General features: G+C 39.8%; 18 protein-coding genes. 6 read left to right on the top strand and 12 right to left on the bottom strand.

The annotated features are described in order from the left end of the window. The first annotated feature begins 54 nt into the window (after window positions 1-54). The 6 genes from EHQ59_RS16860 to EHQ59_RS16835 are packed head-to-tail and all read left to right on the top strand — an operon-like array spanning window position 55 to window position 7,750. Window positions 55-1,344 (top strand): citrate synthase, encoded by a 1,290-nt coding sequence (locus EHQ59_RS16860; protein WP_135621041.1) that lies wholly within the window; start codon window positions 55-57, stop codon window positions 1,342-1,344. 48 nt (window positions 1,345-1,392) lie between these two features. Then, a complete protein-coding gene (locus EHQ59_RS16855) occupies window positions 1,393-3,318 on the top strand; it encodes a SpoIIE family protein phosphatase (RefSeq protein WP_135621040.1) in 1,926 nt (641 codons plus the stop codon). Beyond that, entirely contained in the window at window positions 3,315-4,151 is an 837-nt protein-coding gene (locus EHQ59_RS16850) for a class I SAM-dependent methyltransferase (RefSeq protein WP_135621039.1), read from the top strand. The genes EHQ59_RS16855 and EHQ59_RS16850 overlap by 4 nt, the downstream gene beginning before the upstream one ends. Before the next feature lie 18 nt (window positions 4,152-4,169). Further along, on the top strand, window positions 4,170-5,003 hold the full coding sequence (locus tag EHQ59_RS16845; protein ID WP_135621038.1) for a TrmH family RNA methyltransferase: 834 nt from the start codon (window positions 4,170-4,172) through the stop codon (window positions 5,001-5,003). Beyond that, window positions 5,000-6,067: a glycosyl transferase gene (locus EHQ59_RS16840; RefSeq protein WP_135621037.1), complete on the top strand. Its 1,068-nt coding sequence runs from the start codon at window positions 5,000-5,002 to the stop codon at window positions 6,065-6,067. Before EHQ59_RS16845 ends, EHQ59_RS16840 begins: the two co-directional genes overlap by 4 nt. Next, window positions 6,068-7,750 (top strand): DUF342 domain-containing protein, encoded by a 1,683-nt coding sequence (locus EHQ59_RS16835; protein WP_135621036.1) that lies wholly within the window; start codon window positions 6,068-6,070, stop codon window positions 7,748-7,750. Here the strand turns inward: EHQ59_RS16835 and EHQ59_RS16830 are convergent. The 12 genes from EHQ59_RS16830 to pyrB all read right to left on the bottom strand — a co-directional run bounded on the left by EHQ59_RS16830 (window position 7,739) and on the right by pyrB (window position 17,143). Continuing rightward, window positions 7,739-8,503, bottom strand: coding sequence for an LA_1326/LA_4305 family lipoprotein (locus EHQ59_RS16830; RefSeq protein WP_135621035.1), 765 nt, complete (start codon window positions 8,501-8,503; stop codon window positions 7,739-7,741). The genes EHQ59_RS16835 and EHQ59_RS16830 overlap by 12 nt on opposite strands. A 7-nt stretch (window positions 8,504-8,510) precedes the next feature. After that, complete coding sequence (locus EHQ59_RS16825; RefSeq protein ID WP_135621033.1) at window positions 8,511-8,870, bottom strand: STAS domain-containing protein; 360 nt, start codon at window positions 8,868-8,870, stop codon at window positions 8,511-8,513. A 54-nt stretch (window positions 8,871-8,924) separates the two neighbouring features. After that, the gene (locus EHQ59_RS16820; RefSeq protein WP_135621031.1) at window positions 8,925-9,113 is read right to left on the bottom strand and encodes a hypothetical protein; all 189 of its coding nucleotides are present in this window, start codon (window positions 9,111-9,113) and stop codon (window positions 8,925-8,927) included. Beyond that, window positions 9,110-9,904, bottom strand: a complete 795-nt coding sequence (locus EHQ59_RS16815; RefSeq protein ID WP_135621029.1) for a pentapeptide repeat-containing protein — start codon at window positions 9,902-9,904, stop codon at window positions 9,110-9,112. The genes EHQ59_RS16820 and EHQ59_RS16815 overlap by 4 nt, the downstream gene beginning before the upstream one ends. Before the next feature lie 47 nt (window positions 9,905-9,951). After that, window positions 9,952-10,152: a 50S ribosomal protein L31 gene (gene rpmE, locus EHQ59_RS16810; protein WP_012388038.1), complete on the bottom strand. Its 201-nt coding sequence runs from the start codon at window positions 10,150-10,152 to the stop codon at window positions 9,952-9,954. Window positions 10,153-10,162: 10 nt separating this feature from the next. Then, the gene (gene rho, locus EHQ59_RS16805; RefSeq protein ID WP_135621028.1) at window positions 10,163-11,566 is read right to left on the bottom strand and encodes a transcription termination factor Rho; all 1,404 of its coding nucleotides are present in this window, start codon (window positions 11,564-11,566) and stop codon (window positions 10,163-10,165) included. A gap of 141 nt (window positions 11,567-11,707) precedes the next feature. Beyond that, window positions 11,708-12,913, bottom strand: coding sequence for a helix-turn-helix domain-containing protein (locus EHQ59_RS16800; protein WP_135621025.1), 1,206 nt, complete (start codon window positions 12,911-12,913; stop codon window positions 11,708-11,710). 47 nt (window positions 12,914-12,960) lie between these two features. Beyond that, complete coding sequence (locus tag EHQ59_RS16795) at window positions 12,961-13,599, bottom strand: hypothetical protein (RefSeq protein WP_135621023.1); 639 nt, start codon at window positions 13,597-13,599, stop codon at window positions 12,961-12,963. Window position 13,600: 1 nt separating this feature from the next. Further along, window positions 13,601-14,587: an adhesin OmpL37 family surface protein gene (locus tag EHQ59_RS16790; protein ID WP_135621021.1), complete on the bottom strand. Its 987-nt coding sequence runs from the start codon at window positions 14,585-14,587 to the stop codon at window positions 13,601-13,603. Window positions 14,588-14,639: 52 nt separating this feature from the next. Continuing rightward, window positions 14,640-15,866, bottom strand: coding sequence for an LL-diaminopimelate aminotransferase (locus EHQ59_RS16785; RefSeq protein WP_135621020.1), 1,227 nt, complete (start codon window positions 15,864-15,866; stop codon window positions 14,640-14,642). Next, window positions 15,850-16,218, bottom strand: coding sequence for a DUF2203 domain-containing protein (locus EHQ59_RS16780; protein ID WP_135621019.1), 369 nt, complete (start codon window positions 16,216-16,218; stop codon window positions 15,850-15,852). Before EHQ59_RS16780 ends, EHQ59_RS16785 begins: the two co-directional genes overlap by 17 nt. Next, complete coding sequence (pyrB, locus tag EHQ59_RS16775; protein ID WP_135621017.1) at window positions 16,211-17,143, bottom strand: aspartate carbamoyltransferase; 933 nt, start codon at window positions 17,141-17,143, stop codon at window positions 16,211-16,213. Before pyrB ends, EHQ59_RS16780 begins: the two co-directional genes overlap by 8 nt. Between the last annotated feature and the right edge of the window lie 2 nt (window positions 17,144-17,145).

Raw genomic sequence — 17,145 nt, 5'->3', positions numbered from 1 at the left:
CCTCCCTTTCCCCTGTCTATTCTTTGAAATAGACAGAGATATACAGGAGAAGATATGTCCGAAAAGGCTATTCTGAAAGTGGATGGAAAAGAGTTTGAACTTCCGATCGTTGCGGGAAGTGAAAACGAAATGGCAATTGATATTACAAAACTCCGCCAATTGTCCGGTTATGTTACGATTGATTCCGGTTATTTAAATACAGGTGCTTGTACAAGTGAAATCACCTTCCTAGATGGAGAAAAAGGAATTTTAAGATACCGTGGAATTCCCATCGAAGATTTAGCAGCAAAGTCTACCTTTACAGAAGTAGCTTACTTACTCATCTATGGAAAACTTCCAAACGATGCACAACTCAAAGAATGGAATAGTTCCATTACCAAACATACAATGATCCATGAAGACCTCAAACGTCTCTTCAATGGATTTCCAAAAGATGGACACCCGATGGCGATCATGTCTTGTATGATGGGTTGTTTGTCAACTTACTACCAAGATAGTTATGATCCAATGAATGAGGAACATAGAGAAATTTCCATCATTCGTCTACTTGCAAAATTCCCAACCATCGCGGCTTATGCCTACAAAAAGTCGATTGGCCAACCCATCATCCATCCATTAAACGAATTGGATTATGCGTCTAACTTTCTCAATATGATGTTTGCAGTTCCTGCAGAAGACTATCATATCGATCCAGAGATTGTTTCGGCACTCAATTTACTCCTCATCTTACATGCAGACCACGAACAAAACTGTTCTACATCTACAGTGCGTCTCGTTGGATCTTCCCTTGCTAACTTGTATGGTGCGATCTCTGCCGGGATTCTTGCTCTTTGGGGACCACGTCACGGTGGTGCCAACCAAGAAGTTTTGGAAATGCTCGAAGGAATTAAAAAAAGTGGTTTGTCTGTGAAAAAGATCGTAGAACAAGCCAAAGACAAAAATTCCAGTTTCCGATTGAATGGATTTGGTCACCGCGTTTACAAAAACTTTGACCCACGTGCCAAAATCATCAAAGTTGCTTGTGACAAAGTATTAAACAAACTTGGAATCAAAGACCCTCTTCTCGATATCGCAAAAGAATTGGAAGAAGCTGCCCTCAATGACCCATACTTCGTAGAAAGAAAACTGTATCCAAACGTTGACTTCTATTCTGGAATCATTTACCGAGCGCTCGGAATTCCTACTAACATGTTCACTGTGATGTTTGCGATGGGTAGATTACCTGGTTGGATTGCACAATGGAAAGAAATGATTGAAGACCCGAACTTAAAAATTGGTCGTCCAAGACAAATTTACACTGGTCCAAAAGAAATTTCTTACGAAGCCGCAAAAAAACAAGCGTAAGACGATAAAAATTAGGACAAGGGGATTCTCCCTTGTCCCATCCATCCCTTGAAACGAATCCCATTTTCACTCCCCCTTCTCATTACCCTCTGGTTTACTTTCAGTCTTCCTATTTTTCCAGAGAGATCGGAAGATATGGGAGAACGATTTGTAGCAACCAAACAATTTACCTATTGGATAGATCGAAAATCAGAAGTTCCTGTGGAATCAGTTCTCACCAGTGGAGACTTTCAATCCATTGGTGAAAACTTTGTCAATTTTGGATTTTTAAAAGGAACTCTTTGGTTAAAACTTGATCCAAAAGATTTTCCCGATCCCACCAAGTTTCCACTTTTATTAGTGCAGGCTCATAACATTGATTTGGTGGAACTGTATCATAAATTTGATGGAGAATCCTATATTATATCCAAATCAGGACATATCCAACCTATGTTCCAAAGAGAAATTCCACATCGCAATTTTGTATTTCGATTGGGACACCAAAAAGATCCCATTCTCATTGCCATTCGATCAGATATTTCCTTACAATTTTCTCTTGTCTTCACTAACCAAAGGAACCTACAAAGAGAAGATTATTTAGCTCAATGGGTATATGGTTTATTTTTTGGAAGTTTAGGAATCATAATTTTATATAACTTAGCCATTGCTTTTTTTGTTCGAGATAAAAGTTATTTTTATTATATTGGGTATGTATTGTTTTTTGGTCTCGGCCAGTTATCACTCCTTGGATTCTGGGGATACTTTTTTGTTCCGAATTCTTATTATTGGAAACGTGTGGGGATACCTGTTTTTTTTAGTCTCTGTTTATTTTTCTTTGTTTTATTTACCGCCAATTTTTTAAAAATCAAAGTTCGTCTTCCTAGGACCACAAGACTATACCATTTACTCGGTGCGTTTTCCTTATTCAATGTTTGTATTGCTCTCTTTGGTGGAACTGCAGAAGCATCCATTGGTGTGAGTTGGTTGTCCGTTTCCATTTGCACCACTTTATTTGGAATTTTGATTTGGGGACTGAAAAAACGAATTCGATCTTTTTATTATATCTCCATTGCATTTTTTCTTTTACTTCTCACAAGCATGGTGTACGGATTTCTAAAGTTTGGAATTTTACCAAGTAATTCCTTTTTGGAAGAGATGTTATTTCCCATTGCATCCCTTGCAGACATCACTTTGTTTGCCTTTGCATTGGCCGATCGTATCCAACTTCTTCGCCAAGAAAAAGACTTGGCTCTCGCTCAAGTCACAAGTCTTAGAAGAGAACGAAAAATCTCACGTGATATTCTCATGCAATCTCTTCCTAAAACTAGTCCTAATGTCAAAGGATTACAAATCCAAATTTACATCCAACCCATGAAAGATGTAGGCGGAGATTTTTATGAATACCACTCACCCAATCCCTATGAACTTGGAATTGTATTATGTGATGTGTCGGGTCATGGAATTCCGGCTTCCCTCATTTCTGCCATGGGGAAAGTTGCTTTTACAACACAAAAAGAATCAATTTCATCCCCAAAACAAGTGTTAGAGGGCATGAACCGTGTATTGTATGGGAACTGTTCCCCTCAGTATGTCACGGCATCTTATTTATACTTAAATAGTTCCACGAAAATTTGGAGATTTGGTCGCGCAGGTCATCCGAGTGCCTTTTTACAAAGGACAAATGGAGAGATCATCAAAGTTCATCCGAAGGGAAAAATCATCGGTGTCTTCCCGGAAATCCTAATCGATGAGATTACTTATCCTGTATTCCCGAAAGACCGCATTTTACTTTTGAGTGATGGGGTTTTAGAATGTTTTGATGCCAAAGGAAATATGTTCGGTGATTCGGGCCTCATTGAGTTTTTAAAAACCAACCGGGAACTTCCCAATCACTTATTCAAAGGGAAACTCATCCAAGAACTGGAGTCCTTTTCAAATCGAGAAATAAAAGACTGGGACGACGACCTAACCTTTATTTTTCTGGAATTGGTATGACAAAAAGTTACGAATTATTAGATTCTGGAGATCTATCCAAACTAGAAATTGTTGGAGGATACAAACTGCAACGTTCCTCCCCTACGTCCGCTTATGGTAAGGAAACACCTGGGGTCTGGAACGATTGCCATGCCATCTATATCAAAAATGATTCTGGCTCCGGGCATTGGAATTTCCAAAAAAAAGTACCCGAAAGTTTTACGATCGAATTTTCCAAACTCACCTTTAAAATCAAACTCACTCCTTTTGGCCACATTGGTCTTTTCCCAGAACAAGAAACCAACTGGAACCGCATCAGAGAAATTGGAAAAAGAAAACAAGGACTCGAAGTATTAAATTTATTCGCTTACTCAGGTGGATCCACACTCGCATGTCTCGATGCAGGCATGAGTGTTTGTCATGTGGATGCCTCCAAAGGAATGGTAGATTGGGCCAGAGAAAATGCAAAACTTTCAGGGCTCGATTCCAAACCAGTTCGTTGGATCGTAGATGATGTGATGAAATTCATCCGTCGTGAAATCAAACGTGGAAAAAAATACCAAGGCCTCATCCTTGACCCACCCAGTTTTGGTCGTGGTTCCAAAGGAGAAGTTTGGAAAATTGAAGAAAACTTATCCGAGCTTATGGATGCTCTCATGGAGTTATCCGACAACAAACCTGAGTTTGTCATCCTCAGTTGCCATAGCCAAGGATTCAGTCCCCTCACATTGGAACGCATTCTTTCTTCTCGCATCAAAACCAAAGGGAAGTATGAAACCACAGAACTCTATATCCCGGAAACTTCAGGAAAAAAATACCCTGCTGGTTTTTGTACTTTCTTTCAACGAACCTAATCGCTTGCACATCGACTCATGAAACAACAACGATTTACCATCACAAGTTTCTCAAATCCCAAGGTCAAATGGGTGAGTGGTCTCAAAGAAAAACGAAATCGAGATGAAGAAAAAAAGTTTTTTATCGAAGGATATCGGGAAATCAAAAAAGCTATCACAGGAAACCAAAAATCACCAATCCCTTGTTTGCCGGTGCAGATCACAAGTGTATTCATTTCTCCTGAATGTTTTTTAGGAGAAAATGAAGAAGAGCTGATATCTTCCCTTCGTTGTCCTATCTACGAATTACCAAGAAAAATATTTGAAAAAATATCCTATCGTGACAGGCCAGATGGTTTGATCGCTGTGGCAGAAACTCCCGATGTCAATGTCCCTTGGAAAAACATTCAAAAGATAGAAACGAATCCCATCCTCATCATTGAAGGTGTGGAAAAACCAGGAAATCTTGGTACCATCCTTCGCACAGCAGAAGGAGCTGGAGTGAGACTTGTGATAGTGACAGACCCAAGAATTGATCTTTTTAATCCGAATGTAGTTCGTGCTAGTACCGGAACCATTTTCACTCTACCTGTTTATATTGGAGACTTAGAACAGGTGTTAACCGAATTCAAAAACCTTGGTTACAAACGCTATGCCGTCACACCAGAAGGGAAAACATTATACAGTTCAGTGGATATGAAAGAGAAATCTGTATTTTTATTTGGGAGTGAACAGTATGGACTGAGTCCCCTTGCCAAAGAACTTTCTGATACGACTCTTTTTTTACCAATGCTTGGGGAAGCGGATTCACTCAATTTGGCAATGTCCTGTGGAATCGTTTTGTATGAATCGATTCGCCAAAGATCCAAATGAAACTTTATTTTTACATTTCAGGCCATGGATTTGGACATATCAGTCGATCGGGAAATATCATTAAACGACTATTAAACGAAGATTTCATCAAAGAAATTCACTTAATCAGCCCTCGTATCAGTTTTATCGATTACGATCATCCAAAACTTAAAAAAAGATCGCTGCAGTTAGATGTGGGAATTTCGCAAAAAGATTCTTTATCCATCGACTTAGATTCCACAAAAGAGGAACTCATCCGATTTGAAAAAACAAAGTCGGTTCTCCTAAAGGAAGAAACCAAATACTGTAAAGAAAATCAAATTTCTCTGATTCTCACAGATAGTTCTTCTTTTCCCATCACCATCGCCTTGGAAGTAGGAATTCCGAGTCTCTTTATTGGAAACTTTACTTGGGATTTTATCTATCGGAATTACGCCAAATCAGATGCGTATTTTGGAAATTTGAGTGATCAGTTGGAAGTGGAATACGGTTTTGCTACGGAAGCACTCGTTTTGCCTTTCCAATGCCCGATGCCTAATTTTTTAGAACAAACTAACATCGGTCTTGTGGGACGTAAACCAACTCTAACCAAAACGGAAGCACGGAAATCTTTTGGGTTTCAGGACGATATTACTTATATCCTTTTATCCTTTGGTGCTTACGGATTAGAAGGACATACATTACAAACTAAGAATTTACCAAAACACATCCAACTCGTTGCCTTTGGTGTTCCAGGAATCCAAAAAGAAGGGATTTTGGTTCCCGAAGTTTCGCATTACCCCGACCTCGTCACGGCGGCTGATTTTGTGTGCACCAAACCTGGGTATGGTATTTTGGCGGAATGTTATTATGCCAAAACTCCTATCCTTTACACAGATCGCGGAGACTTTATTGAATATTTATACCTGGTCAATGCATTAGAGATGTACTTTCGATCGGCTTATATAAATTTAGAAAAAATTATTTCTTGTGAATTTGAAGAAGTGCTGAAATACATAACAACAGTAGATGGGATGACTCCAAAATCGGAATTAAATACCGATGGAGAATCTGATGTCGTTTCTCATCTATTAGAATATACATAAATGCCTGGTCCAGACTCCTATACCGATCGAATTTTACAAGATTTGGAAGCCTCCGAAAATGGTTACTTCCAAATCGAAAACGCTAACGGAAAAGCCATTTTAAAAATCACAAAACCAGGTGCGAAGGGAAAAAAAGTTGAATACAAAGATGTATTAGCACGTGTTCAACTCTTTGGAGTGGAAGGTTACCAAACCGAACAACTAAAAAAAATCGTCGTGCTTGCTGATGGCAAACCTGTCGAAATTGGCACTTGGTCCAAAGGGGATCCCGTTCCCTCTTATGCAGACATCAGTGTCAGTGATGATGGAATGGAAGCAAAAATGGTTCTCCACCCTCCCAAACATGGAGGCCCTCTTCTCACAGAATACCAATTACGGGAACAAATCGCAGCCGTTGGAGTCTCAGTAGGAATCATTGATTCCGTCATCCAAAACCAAATCAAAAATCCTGAATTTTTTGTTCCTTATGTCATAGCCAAAGGAGTTCTTCCCATCCCTGGAAAAGACGGCGAAATTAAAATTTACTTCCGATCGGACAACAAACCCCAGTTAGAAGAAGACGAACACGGACGAATTAATTACAAAAACATAGGTGTCATCCAATCCGTTAAACCGGGTGACTTAATAGCGGAAAAAATCCCACCTAAAAAAGGTGAATATGGTAAAACGGTCACAGGAACCATCCTTCCTTACCAAGAAGAAAAAACTGTGGAATGGATCCTTGGTCCCAATGTGGAATTAAAAGAGGACAAACTGTACGCCAAAATTGCAGGCCGTCCTGTTTTATCCGCAGCTTGGGAAATCAAAGTAGATGAAGTAATCCAATTAGAAGCTGTGGATTATTCCACTGGGAATATTGATTTTCCAGGTACCATCATCGTAGAAGAGAAAATTGGAGATGGGTTTGCACTGACCACATCTGGCAGCATCATCATTCGTAACTCAGTAGGAAAAGCCTTTCTCAAGGCCAAAGGTGACATTGTTCTATCTGGTGGATTTATGGGCCGAGGAGAAGGATATATCGAATCCGAAGGCAATATCTATGCAAAATTTGTAGAACAAGGAAAACTCACAGCCCAAGGTTCTATCTTTGTGGAAGAAGCAGTGATGCATTCGGAAATTTCAGCAAAAGATTTTATCCGTGTGATCGGTGGCCGTGGGGAAGTGATTGGAGGAACGATCATTGCTGGTAATTCTCTTACTTGTGCCAAACTCGGTGCCGTAGTAGAAACAAAAACCAAAGTGGCCATTGGAACTCCGCCAGAACTTTTAGATGAACTCAACCGAATGAAAAAAGAAATTTCGGAAAAAGAAATCACACTTCACAAAGTCCAACTTACACTCACAAAACTTGTGGAAAAAAGCCAAAAAAAAGAACTCACTCAAGAAGAAAAAGACACCATCACTAAACTAAAAGATGCAAACGATAAATTTACCAAAGTATTAGAAACACAAATCAAACAATTTGAAACAGCACTTGGTTCTTATGAACCGAATCCAGATGCCTTTGTTGATGTGGAAAGAGAAGTGTTTCCAGGAGTTGACTTAAGTTTTGGAGCAGGTAAAAACTACCGAATGGGAATGAGTTCTCTTGTGGGGAAAACTCATTTTTATTTAGGAACCGATGGTTCCATTCAAACAGAACGAAATGTGATCAGAAAAGAGGATGACCTACTCCTCTAATAATACTCCGTCTTCTTCATCACGGATGATTTTTTTTTCAGCCTTTAGATCTGCTTCTACTGAGTTTGAAATTTCATTGGAACTTTTTTTTCGTTTTTCAAATTTCAATTTTGCCAAATCTGTTTTATCAAACACAAGCCAGTGACGGTTACGAAAGCCACTTACTTTTTTAAAGTTAAACCCTTGGCCCTGTAAAACATATGTGGATTGTGGGAAATGATCAAAAGGAATGTCAGGAATGTTAGACCAATCAAAATAATTCCCTTGTTCATCATAAGAGATTTCTTTTTGTAATTCCCCAAACAAGATTTCGATGGTAGTGTCAGTTGACCAAATATAAAAAGAAGTTCGTGAATAATGAGAAACAACCGACTTCACAGGGTTGTATTTGGAAATCACAAGGAGAATTTGGTTGGGTTTTAATTTCTGTAATCCATCTACCAAATCGAGAGCAAACTCTTTGATTTCCTTTTCTTCAAAGATGTATTGATTCACATCTCCATAAGAACTTTCTTCTCGAAATCGAATATTACCAAGTAAATCCAGGATCTTATCTTCTGTAATTTCTACTGGATGAGCAAACGTTTTGGCAACAGAGGATTCTTGTTTGATATTAATTTTGTCTCTGGCAACCGTATAGATAGCAAACTCATTGCTACGAAACAAAAGTGATCTAGATTTTACTCCAGAAGCACAGGAATAAAAAGAACTGACCACAAGAACAAAAGAAAATAGAATTCGAAAGAATTTCATATGGTTTTTATGCCTCTAGAGTTTTTTGAAACTCAGGAAATTTAGAAAGATATTCATCCAAGGTTAAAATGGAAAGGATATGGTTGAGTCCAGATAAACGAAATACAGAATTTAGATTTTTGTTGAGGTTGGTTACAAAAATTTCTACACCACGGTTGTGTAGGGCGGAGGATGCTTTGATCACTGCTCCAATCCCACTCGAATCCAAAAATTTCACCAAATGAAAGTCCATGGTGAGTTTCCCAAAATTGGAACCTTCAATTGCTTTCTCAAACTCTTGGTAAAACTCGCGTGAATTTTCCATCAGGACATCCCTTTGGATGGAGAGTAACAGGTGATTTTCCTGACGGTGGCTTTGAATCAACATACTTGGATTAACAATACGTTACGATTCTCTTCTTTTGTGTCAAGAAAATCGGACTTAGGAAACTGGAGTCAAATCGGTTAGATTCATCTCTAAATCGTGAGGGAATCCTTCTTTGTCATTGTAGATGACAATTGCCTTCTCATTATGAATCTCTTTGATTTCGACAGTGGAACCAGTAAAAATAAAAATCCCTTGGTGGAGGAAGGTTTGTTTGGTGAGTTTTGCCTTATCGCCAGGTTTCATTCCCCATCCTCTTTTTTTAGATAAAGATCTTTCCCTGCTTTTTTCATCACATCAAAGATATACATTTGGCTATGGTCTACACGAGTTCCAATATCATAAATGGCATCCGTAAAATCAGCACCATCTATTTTAGCAGAGGCTAATTTGGCAAACCTGAGATCAGCCCCACGAAAATTGGCGTTCCGTAAATCAGCACCATTAAAAAAGGAAGCTTTGAGGTTGGCACCTTGGAAGTTCGCACCGACAAAACTAGAGTTTTGAAGAAAGGCATTATGAAGGTCAGCACCAGAAAAATCAACTCCGTCTAATTTTTCCTTCTCAAGCATCACACTGGATAACTTCGCATTACGAAGGTGACCCTCTTTGTGAAGGAGTTCCATCGTTTGTGCTTTGGTGATTCGATTTTCTTTCGGAACCCCTTGGCCAGATTCATAATCTTCTACAGCTTTTTTGAGAGCAGCAACAGCAGATTCTGGATAGTTTTTCCTACGTTCTGGGAATTCAAATAATATTTCGAGTGTTTCTGGTGTTAGGTTTTTTAAATCGGATAGGGACTTACCTTTGGCGTATTCGGTTGCCATGGCAAGTGCCACAATTCCAAACCCACAACCTGTTGTGGTGTAACTTGCGTCTTCCACAACGAGATGATCATTTAACTTTAGATAGATGCGGTAACCGTCTCCGCAACCTGTGTTGCGGTAATAGGAGACAACAGTTGCGTCTTCCATCTCACGGTAATTCATCCTTTGATCGTTGATTTCTTTGTAGCGAGCAAAGTCCATTACTGCCATGAGTTGTTCCCCCGTTATTCTTTAGACGGTTGTGAGGCGGATGCCTCTTACTTCATTTTGTATTTTTTCTTGAACTTGTCTACGCGGCCTGTTGTATCCACAAGTTTTGATTTTCCTGTGAAGAACGGGTGGCAGTTGGAACAAATTTCCACACTGATGTCCCCGGAAGTGGAACGTGTTTCAATCACAGTACCACAAGCGCATTTAATTTTGGCAGCAACGTATTTTGGATGGATGTCAGTTTTCATGGTGGCCCTTTTAGTTCGTATTCATGCTGGCGAGGAATTGGTCGTTTGTCTTCGCGCCACGCATTTTTTCAATCAATAGTTCCATACTTTCGGTGATACTCATAGGAGAAAGTACTTTTCTGAGGATAAAGACACGAGTGAGGGTGTCTTGTGGCAGAAGTAGTTCTTCCTTCCTCGTTCCGGAACGGTTGATGTCGATGGCAGGGAAAATTCGTTTGTCGGCGAGTTTTCGGTCTAAATGGATTTCCATATTTCCCGTTCCCTTAAATTCCTCAAAAATCACTTCGTCCATTCTGGATCCCGTATCAATGAGGGCAGTGGCGATGATGGTGAGTGAACCACCCTCTTCGATATTTCTAGCCGCACCAAAAAAACGTTTTGGTTTGTGAAGGGCGTTTGAGTCCACACCACCAGAAAGAATTTTTCCAGAAGTAGGAACGACTTGGTTGTACGCACGAGCAAGTCTTGTAATCGAGTCAAGTAGGATGACCACATCCTTTCCATGTTCTACAAGTCGTTTCGCTTTTTCGATGACCATCTCTGCTACTTGGACGTGGCGTTGCGCTGGTTCATCAAAGGTCGAACTCACAACTTCACCCTTTACATGGCGTGCCATGTCAGTTACTTCCTCTGGACGTTCATCAATGAGAAGAACGATGAGAAAAATTTCAGGGTGGTTACGAGTGATGGCATTGGCAATCGATTGCATGAGAACGGTTTTACCCGTTCTTGGTGGTGCGACGATAAGGGCTCTTTGTCCTTTTCCAATGGGACACATAAGATCAATCACACGTGTGTCCAAATGGCTTGGATCAAATTCCATATTGATCCTTTCGTCAGGATAAAGTGGAGTTAGGTTATCAAATAAATTTCTTTTTTGTGCAACTTCTACTGGGAAACCATTGATGGATTCCACTCGCAACATCGCGAAAAATCGTTCGGCTTCTTTTGGTGGTCGGATAAGGCCAGTTACTGTATCTCCAGTTCTTAGACCAAATAACTTGATTTGAGAAGGAGATACATAAATATCATCAGGACCTGGCACATAATTGTAGTCAGGTGAACGTAAAAAACCATATCCATCGGGAAGTCGTTCCATGACTCCTGCTGCATGCACTTGTCCGTCTTTTTCGGTTTGTGCTTGGAGAAGAGCAAACATCAAGTTTTGTTTTTTCAAACCATGAGTGTTTTCCACTCCCAAACCTTTGGCAAGGTCTGCGAGTTCATTGATGTTCTTTTTCTTGAGTTCCACTAAATCAAGTGGTGGTGGAACTGGACCTTCGTAACGGTTTTTCTTTTTTTTGAATTGTTTCGGTGGTTCGGAAGCATCGTCTTGGTCCATGATGCCATTCGTGTATTCAGTTGGTTCTTCGGGGGGATTAACTTGGATTTCTTCTTGTTTGCGTGATGCCATAGATTGTTCTACATTGATTTGTTAGAGTATTTGATAAAATTCGGGAAACCATTTGTGCAAGTTAAGTATGCAAGTGAAACAGCGAAGTGCGGAGGTGTTTTCTCAAACGGTAATGAAAAAATCGTTTCTGCACCATTTTCGTCAACGTCTTTTTTTTGCCTTTTTCGCTGCTTTCTGTGTGATTTGTTTTCCTTTCTTCGGAATTACTTGTTTTTTCTTGTTTGAAGAGGTTCGTATCTCTCTTTTTACCGATTTTGGTTCGGATTTCTTTGTCTTTTTCTGAAGTAAACTGGGTTCTTTCTTGGATGGATTGGGTTTGGAGGAAGCCGTTTTTTCGCCAGTGCTCTGATTTTCTGATCGTTTTCTCGGGATCACCACTCTTTCTTTTTTGTTGTTTTGAAACCGTTCTGCTAAATTTAAAAAACGAATTCGATTTTGTAAGGTGGTTCTCGGAATTCCTAGTTCACTTGCAGCGTGGGAGATATTTTGAGAATTCCGCTGTAATGATTTATGGATATAGAGTGCTTCCATTTCGGTAAGAATGGATTCGAGAGGTAATTTGGAATGAAAGGCCAAATCCAAATCAGGAAAGTCTGATTTTGTATTCCGATTTCCAAATCCACTGACACTGGATGCAAAGTGATATAAAAACCCAACTACCTTTTTCTCTTTTTTTAATGTGATGATTCGAACTTGTGATTGCAAATCAGGTAACATCGTGGTTAACACATTGGTATCTGCTTCTTTTCCCAAACTCAAATCATGTTCTTTCAGATAAGTGGCGAGAACTTCTTTGTTTAAATTATGTAAATACTGTTCAGCAGTTTCTATCGAATCATCAAACAATGGTTTTGTGAGAATATCCTTTTCAAAACTTTCGTTATAAAAGATTGTTCCACCAGTGACATCCGTTGCAAAAAGACCATCTGGAAAATGAGAGAGAATGAGTTCCATAAACCACTGGACGGAATCGAGGTTTTCTTTTTTTTTCTCGAGTTTGGATTCTATACTGTCCAGTTTAGGATCACGGATTTGTTTGGATTCTAATTTGGTAAAGGCAGCAAGGAATCTTGGTTTGTCCCAATTGTCTTTTTTTTCTCCATCGATCCCAATCACTGGGATGAGAGAAGATTCTTTGAAGTATAAAATGACTGATTCGTTTAGTTCGGTTTCTAAAATCTCGATTGGAATTTGGTCGAGGTCTTCTCTTTCTTTTCCCAAATCAGACAACTCGCGGTGGACTCTCTCTTTGGAAAGCAAACCGACAAGTTCTCCTTTCTCGTTTACAACGGGAATATGAGAGGCTCTTGTGAGCAAAAAATGACGATAAAGTGATTCAAACTTCACTAAGCAGTCATTTTTTGAAATTTGGTGTGAATGAAAATGAAAATTTTTTAGTTTTCTTGGATGGAGTTTTGCTTTTGTTTGTGGAGACTCATCCAAATCGGTTGTACCCAAGCAGCGTCTGCAGATTGGTACGTTTCTGGAATTTCTGATTTTTGGGAACGTAATGTCAATAGACTATACACTAGCGAACGTTTGTATGTATGAAGGGAAAGTTGGTAATTTCCTGACAAAAAGTATTCTTTGGCATGGTCTTTTTCACTTTTTGCCATCACAAGGTAACGTTGGATTTTTTCTTTTGTATCCCACTCCAAACGAGTTGTCCCCGATTTTTCATCGGTTTCCATTTGAATCCATAACCCCATGGCTTTTTGGTAGAGTCCATTGGCCGCTTCTTCCATAGGGATACAGAGTTTCCGTTGTGTGACAAGAATTTCCCCTTCCGCAAGAGTTAATACTTTTTCGATCTCGGCACGTTTTCCAACACGATAGGTTTCTTCTACTTGGTCACGAATCGATTCGACAGAAGCCTTTCCTACTTCAGGTTCCAGTTTCAGTTGTTCTTTGATATCGAGAACAAGTGTGATTTTTCCATCTAATTGTTTTTTCCTTTCTCTGTAAGACATGGTGCTTTTGGCAACAAGCCCAAGAGAGATGGATAGAAGGATCACACTTGTTAACAACTTCATCTTATTTCTTCTTTTCTTCTGGATAAATTGCTTTTCCGTTTTCATCAAACTTAGGAGTTGGAGGAACGGACTCACGTCTTGCCCCTTCTGTCTCTTTGATTTGTGCATTGGCTTCAAGCAAAAGATCTAATTTTTTAGAAGTGATGAAACCGTAGTTGTCATCGTGTTGTTCTAGTAAATCCAAAGGTTTTGCATCAGGATTCCCTGGAGGAACAACCGTTCTTTCCATACGTTTGTTTTCAATGAAGTTGATGAGTGTATCTCTCACCTTTTCGTAGTTACGTTGTTTTTCTTCGTTACGAGCTTCTTTTAGGTCTTCATTGGAACGGTATTGGTATTCTGGTTTGTCTTCATCCGGTGTTTTGCTATAAATCATCGCAAGGATGGCAAAACGTTTTGCACGACGGAGTGTCAAGATCCCTTCTTTGTAGAGCGTCAATTTGTAACGGTATTGGTGTGGGCTTGAGTTGAGACCAGTTGTGTAAAGGTCTTCCGAAGAACGAAGGTCACGAAAACCTAAACGTAACAAAGCTTTGGCGTTGCTATCATTTGACCTGATGATGGATGGAGCTGCAGCTTCCAAAAGTGCTCTTGCATCTTCGATGTATTTTTGAAGTACGATTTCGAAGATGTTTTTCAGTTCCCCTTGGGCTTGTCTGAGTTGGCGAAATCCATAGACATAGTTACTTTGTAAGTACCACATATTGCCACTGAAGTCAGATTGGTTGGCAGCTTTTAGGAGTTTGAAATAATCAAAATCCAAATTCTTTTTGGAAGGATCTGGGGTTTGTGTTCCTGGTTGTGCAGTCGTTTGTGTTTCTTCTTGCGAAGGAGCCAAATTACTGAGTGCCACATTGATAAAATTTAAGTTTTCTTTGTTTTCAAAGATCAAAATCCCCAAATTCGTTTGTTCTGGAGATACTGCACTGATGTGGGAGATATGTCCCACAACCATTGCAAAAAAGAGGATGAATTTCCATTTTCCCATAGCTCTACCTTGTTTTATATATCGGAGCTATGGAAAAAACCAGGACTAAATTTTACATTTTTTGGATGCGTTCGATGGCAGAAATGACATCTTCTCGTTTTCCAAAAGCAGAAAGTCGGAAATATCCCTCTCCAGCCGGTCCAAATCCGGAACCAGGCGTTCCGACCACTTGGGCTTTGCCAAGAAGTTCGTCAAAAAATTCCCAGGATTTGAGGCCACGTGGGGTTTTCAGCCAAATGTAAGGAGCATTGGTTCCGCCAAACACTTTGTATCCCGCTTTGCCAAGACCTTCGCGGATGAGTTTTGCATTTTCCATATAATAGGAAATTTGTTCTTTGATCTCGATTTGGCCTTGGGTAGAAAATACAGCTTCCGCCCCTTTTTGCGTCACATACGAAACACCATTGAATTTGGTAGTGTGACGGCGATTCCAAAGGGAATTAAAACTCACTTCTTCTCCCGATTTTGTTTTTCCTTTTAAGTCTTTTGGAATCACAAGGTAGGCACAGCGTGTTCCTGTAAATCCGGCAGTTTTCGAGAAGGATCGAAATTCCATTGCCACTTCTTTGGCACCTGGGATTTCATAAATCGATTTTGGAATTTCTGGGTCTTGGATAAAAGATTCATACGCGGAATCGTAAAGGATGATACTTCCCATTTTTTTGGCATAATTCACCCATTCGGTCAGGCGGGCTTTTGTTGCCACCATCCCTGTAGGATTATTTGGATAACAAAGATAAATGATGTCTGGTTTTTCTTTTGGAAAATCAGGTTCAAAATTATTTTCTTCAGTCGCAGGCATATAAATGATGTTCGCATAACGTCCATCAGGCCCTACTTCTCCCGTTCGACCAGCCATCACATTGGTATCCACGTAGACAGGATACACCGGATCTACGACGGCAATTTTACTATCGAGGGAAAAGATTTCTTGGATGTTTCCACAATCACATTTGGATCCATCAGAAACAAACACTTCGTCTTCTGCGATTTGGACACCACGTGCTTTATAATCATGAGCGATGATTTTTTGGATGAGAAAGGAATAACCTTGTTCAGGTCCGTATCCATGGAAACCACCGGCACTTCCCATTTCTTTGGCCGCATCTACCATGGCATTCACTATTGTTGGTGCGAGTGGTAATGTTACGTCACCAATTCCCAGTCGGATGATTTTTGCATTTTGGTTGGCTTCGGAATATACTTTTACTCTTCTTCCAATTTCAGGGAATAGATATCCCGCTTTTAATTTTAAATAGTTTTCATTTATCTGAATCATTTTCTTCTTTATTTTCCTCTATGAGTTTTCTCGATCTAAATCCTTCATGATAACCATGTTCGTATAGCACATCTTCTTCGCCCCATGTCCAACAGTAAAAACCATTCCCATGATCAAAGTCTACGAGCCACAAACCCTTAACATCAATTTTCAAATTTAAGATTTCATTGGTCCAATGTTTGATGATGTCTGCAATTTCTTCTTCTTTGGATTCCAAAATATTTTCTGGTAACATTTTGTATCTGACATCATCTGCTAGGACACTTGCCTTAAGGTAATATTCTTTTGTGATATCACGCACCAAAGGTAACACTTCCCTGGCTTCTTCCAAAGTCCAAATTTTTTTAGTCAAAATTGACTCCAAGACTTAGGCAGAGTAAAACCATCCTGACAACCACACCATACTTCGCCTGACGGAAGTATGCTGCATTTGGTAAATCATCTACATCAGTGGAAAGTTCATTCACACGAGGGAGAGGATGGAGGATGGTTGTGTCTTTTTTAGAAGCAAGAACAAGTTCCTTATTCACTTTATAAATATCTTTTAGTTTTTCATACTCTCTATGGTCAGGGAATCTTTCTTCTTGGATCCTTGTCACATAGGCAACATCAGCATCCCAAATGGCTTTGATGTCGGTTGTTTCTTCCCAGGTCATAGGGAATCCTTCTAAGTTCTTTTTGTATTTTTCAGGAAGTTTTAATTCTTCGGGACTGATGAGATACAAATGCACTGGATAATGACGTAATAAATTGATGAGGGAGTGAATGGTTCGTCCATACTTCAGATCCCCGATAAAGGCAATGTTTAACCCATCTATTTTCTTTTTTTCCGATACGATGGTGTACAAATCAAGTAAAGCTTGTGTTGGGTGTTGGCCTGCACCGTCTCCTGCGTTAATCACAGGAATGTTTACAGCTCCTGCCGCAATCCGAGAAGAACCTTCGACGGGGTGACGGATGACTGCGATGTCCACATAGGCCTCAATCATCTTCATCGTGTCGTATAAGGTTTCCCCTTTGGAGATGGAAGAAAATTGAAACCCGACGGTGGAGATGAGCCTTCCTCCCAAACGCTCCATGGCCGCCTCAAAACTCATTCGAGTGCGGGTGCTGGCCTCAAAAAATAAGGATGCCAGGAGTTTCCCGTGGAGGATTCCAAATGCTTCCCCCGTTTCATGTAGGACACTCATACGATTTGTTTTTTCGATGAGGAAATTCAGGTCTTCTTTGGAAAATTGTAAGGTGTCTAAAATGTTTTTGTGGGAGTATGCGTACATAG

It is taken from the genome of Leptospira kemamanensis (assembly GCF_004769665.1).
GTDB lineage: Bacteria > Spirochaetota > Leptospiria > Leptospirales > Leptospiraceae > Leptospira_A > Leptospira_A kemamanensis.
This window is presented reverse-complemented; position numbering and strand designations above follow the sequence as displayed.

Bases quoted from the DNA above. Each gene is read 5' to 3' on its own strand.
- EHQ59_RS16860 (WP_135621041.1), top strand. From the start codon at position 55: ATGTCCGAAAAGGCTATTCTGAAAGTGGATGGAAAAGAGTTTGAACTT.
- EHQ59_RS16790 (WP_135621021.1), bottom strand. From the start codon at position 14,587: ATGGGAAAATGGAAATTCATCCTCTTTTTTGCAATGGTTGTGGGACAT.
- EHQ59_RS16830 (WP_135621035.1), bottom strand. From the start codon at position 8,503: ATGAAATTCTTTCGAATTCTATTTTCTTTTGTTCTTGTGGTCAGTTCT.
- EHQ59_RS16815 (WP_135621029.1), bottom strand. From the start codon at position 9,904: ATGGCAGTAATGGACTTTGCTCGCTACAAAGAAATCAACGATCAAAGG.
- EHQ59_RS16850 (WP_135621039.1), top strand. From the start codon at position 3,315: ATGACAAAAAGTTACGAATTATTAGATTCTGGAGATCTATCCAAACTA.
- EHQ59_RS16845 (WP_135621038.1), top strand. From the start codon at position 4,170: ATGAAACAACAACGATTTACCATCACAAGTTTCTCAAATCCCAAGGTC.
- rpmE (WP_012388038.1), bottom strand. From the start codon at position 10,152: ATGAAAACTGACATCCATCCAAAATACGTTGCTGCCAAAATTAAATGC.
- pyrB (WP_135621017.1), bottom strand. From the start codon at position 17,143: ATGTACGCATACTCCCACAAAAACATTTTAGACACCTTACAATTTTCC.
- EHQ59_RS16795 (WP_135621023.1), bottom strand. From the start codon at position 13,599: ATGAAGTTGTTAACAAGTGTGATCCTTCTATCCATCTCTCTTGGGCTT.
- EHQ59_RS16840 (WP_135621037.1), top strand. From the start codon at position 5,000: ATGAAACTTTATTTTTACATTTCAGGCCATGGATTTGGACATATCAGT.
- EHQ59_RS16820 (WP_135621031.1), bottom strand. From the start codon at position 9,113: ATGAAACCTGGCGATAAGGCAAAACTCACCAAACAAACCTTCCTCCAC.
- EHQ59_RS16785 (WP_135621020.1), bottom strand. From the start codon at position 15,866: ATGATTCAGATAAATGAAAACTATTTAAAATTAAAAGCGGGATATCTA.
- EHQ59_RS16835 (WP_135621036.1), top strand. From the start codon at position 6,068: ATGCCTGGTCCAGACTCCTATACCGATCGAATTTTACAAGATTTGGAA.
- rho (WP_135621028.1), bottom strand. From the start codon at position 11,566: ATGGCATCACGCAAACAAGAAGAAATCCAAGTTAATCCCCCCGAAGAA.
- EHQ59_RS16825 (WP_135621033.1), bottom strand. From the start codon at position 8,870: ATGTTGATTCAAAGCCACCGTCAGGAAAATCACCTGTTACTCTCCATC.